Source organism: Bradyrhizobium sp., from assembly GCF_052389815.1.
In the GTDB taxonomy this organism is placed as follows: domain Bacteria; phylum Pseudomonadota; class Alphaproteobacteria; order Rhizobiales; family Xanthobacteraceae; genus Bradyrhizobium.
This window is the reverse complement of the sequence record NZ_JBQTHN010000143.1, coordinates 1-2,823: the sequence shown is the minus strand read 5'-3', so window position 1 is coordinate 2,823 and position 2,823 is coordinate 1. Positions and strand designations below refer to the sequence as shown.

At 66.0% G+C, this 2,823-nt stretch carries 2 protein-coding genes; both read left to right on the top strand.

The window, feature by feature from the left end; genetic code table 11:
- Positions 1-888, top strand: an 888-nt coding sequence (locus ACT4OC_RS22420) for a tripartite tricarboxylate transporter substrate-binding protein (protein WP_444841222.1), incomplete at its 5' end; no start/stop codon positions are given.
- Positions 889-1,043: 155 nt separating this feature from the next.
- Positions 1,044-2,507: an SGNH/GDSL hydrolase family protein gene (locus tag ACT4OC_RS22415; protein ID WP_444841221.1), complete on the top strand. Its 1,464-nt coding sequence runs from the start codon at positions 1,044-1,046 to the stop codon at positions 2,505-2,507.
- Positions 2,508-2,823 lie beyond the last annotated feature (316 nt).

The following is a 2,823-nucleotide window of genomic DNA, read 5'->3' as shown; positions in this document are numbered from 1 at the left end:
CCCACGCGGCCGGTGTCGCTGGTGCACGGCTTTGCCGCGGGCGGCAATGCCGACGTGATGTCGCGCATCATGGCCGACCAGATATCGAAAGATCTTGGTCAGCCGGTCGTGGTCGAGCCGAAGCCCGGAGCCGGCGGCAACCTTGCCTCGGCCTTCGTCACCAAGGCCGCGGCCGACGGCTACACGCTGCAGCTGCTGGTCGGCGGACACACGGTCTCCGCCGCGCTCTACAAGAAGCTGCAGTTCGAACCGGTCAAGGACTACACCTTCATTTCGACGGTGGCGAAGTTTCCGTTCTTCATCGCCGTGAAGGCGGGTACCTATCCGACATTGCAGGCGCTCATCGCCAAGGCGAAGGAGAAGAATGGCGGCCTCAACTTCGGCAGCGCCGGCGTCGGCACCACGCAGCACCTGACCGGCGAATTGCTGGCGCAGCGCACCGGCACCCGCTTCACCCACATTCCCTACCAGGGCGGCAGCGCCACCGTGACCGCATTGCTCCGCGGCGACGTCGACTTCATCGTCGATACCGGAACGGTCATCAAGGGACAGGCGGCGTCAGGCGCGATCGATATCCTTGCCGTGTCATCGAAGCAGCGGTGGAATCTGACGCCTGATGTCCTGACGGTCGCCGAGACGGTGGCGCCGGATTTCGACATCATCTCCTGGACCGGCATCGGTGTGCCCTCGGGCACGCCCGCCGCCGTCGTCGACAGGCTCGGCACCGAGGTGCGGCGCGCGCTCGCCACCGCCGCGGTTCAGGAGCGGCTGCGTGCCCTCGACAGCGAACCCGCGCCGTCGAGCAGCGCCGAGATGAACGAATTGATCACGCGCCAGATCGAAACCTGGACGCGGGTGGTGGAGCAGGCGAGGCTGGAGAAGCGGTGAGAGCGGCGCCCCAAGGTGGAACACTTTGTTCCAAGGCGGCAACAAGTATCAGTCAAAAGTGTAACGATGTGCACCTTAGACCAGTTGCGCCGGTGTAGCTGATCTGGCTTGATGGCCGCGTGGGGGCAGGTTCTCCGTTTTGCACGGTCAAGAGCGTGTCCAACAGGTACAACAAGGGCATCTTTGCCGGAAGCGGCCCGCTGATTGCGCTGGCAGTCGCGGTTGGGATGTTGCTGAGTATCGGCGGACCTAGCTCGGCGCAATTCTTCAATTTCGGCGGATATCAGCAGCGCCCGCAGCCGCAGCGCGGTGGCGGCTGGATCGGTGGCGGCGGCTGGTTCGGTGGCGACCAATTTGACCCGTTCCAGCAGCGCGCGCCGCCTATGGAAAGGCGGCCGCCGCCGCGCGAGGATTTTTCAAGAGCGCCGCCGCCCGAAAAGCGCGACACCGTTCCGTCGCGCAACGTGCTTGTGATCGGCGACGCAATGGCCGACTGGCTTGCCTACGGGCTTGAGGGCGTCTACTCCGAGCAGCCCGACATGGGCGTGATCCGCAAGCACAAGACGGCTTCAGGCCTCATCAAGTACCAGCCCAAGGGCGAGCCCGCTGACTGGATCGCGGCAGCCAGGGGTATACTGGCGACCGAGAAGGCTGACGCGATCGTCGTCATGCTCGGCCTCAGTGACCGCGTGCCCATCCGGGAGCCTGTCGCGGAGCAACCGGCCGACAACAAGGGTGACGGAAAGGACCCAAGCACGAAGCCTGAGGCCAAACGGGGCAAGGCTAGCGTGCCTGATGGCAAGGCCAATACGGACGGCAAGCGCGCCGACAGCGAATTACCGCCCGACGACGCCGACAAGCCTGCGGCACCCGAGAAGGTTGCGCGTTCGCCGAACGGCCTTTCTGAATTTCGCGCCGCACGCTGGGTCGACCTTTACAACAAGAAGATCGACGAGATGATCGGCGTGCTCAAGAGCAAGGGCGTGCCGGTGCTGTGGGTCGGCCTGCCGGCGGTCCGCGGCCAGAAGAGCACCTCCGACATGCTGTTCCTGGATGCGCTCTACCGCGAAGGCTCGGCCAAGGGCGGCATCACCTACGTCGATGTCTGGGATGGCTTTGCGGATGAGGCCGGCCATTTCCTGCAAAAGGGCCCCGACTTCGAAGGCCAGATCCGCCAGTTGCGCACCCATGACGGTGTCTTCTTCACCAAGGCCGGCGCGCGCAAGCTCGCACACTATGTCGAGCGCGAGATCACGCGCCTCCTGGCGCGCTTGGCGCCGGTCGCGCTGCCGAGCGAGCCGGCAACCCCCGACGCCAACGCCGTGCCGGGCCAACCGGCACCGCGGCCGCTCGCCGGGCCGATCGTGCCCCTGGTCGCATCCTCCATCTCGCCCGATCGGTTGCTTGGCGGGCCGGGCTCGCTGCCGGCCACAGTCGATTCGCTCGCCGCCCGCGCGCTGGTGAAGGGCGAGGCGCTTTCGCCACCGGCTGGGCGTGCCGACGATTTCGCTTGGCCGCGCCGCGAGATCGGTCGCGAACAGATCAAAGGTGATCCTCTCGCCGCATCGGCGGCGATGCCGCCGACCGCATCGCCAAAGCCGAGAAAGCAGCGCCGCTAGGATTCGGCCACGGGCGGTTGATCGTCGCGGGGTCGATTAGCTCAGCGGCGAAATCCCCCGTCGGACCTCGGCTGGGACGGGGCTTTATTCTCTTGCTGCTCCAAAAACGTGGATGGCTGGGAAAAGCCCGGCCATGACGAAGAAAAGCACGGCCGGAACCCTCACGCCGCCTGCATCTTCTCCTGCCGCTCCGCCACGCGCTTGACCAGCGCGACGCAGCGGTCGGGTTGCGTCATCGGCAGCATGTGGCCGCCTTCCGTCAGTTCCAGATCGAGTGCGGGGCAGACGATCTTCATCGCCTCGCCCTGGCCGCGAT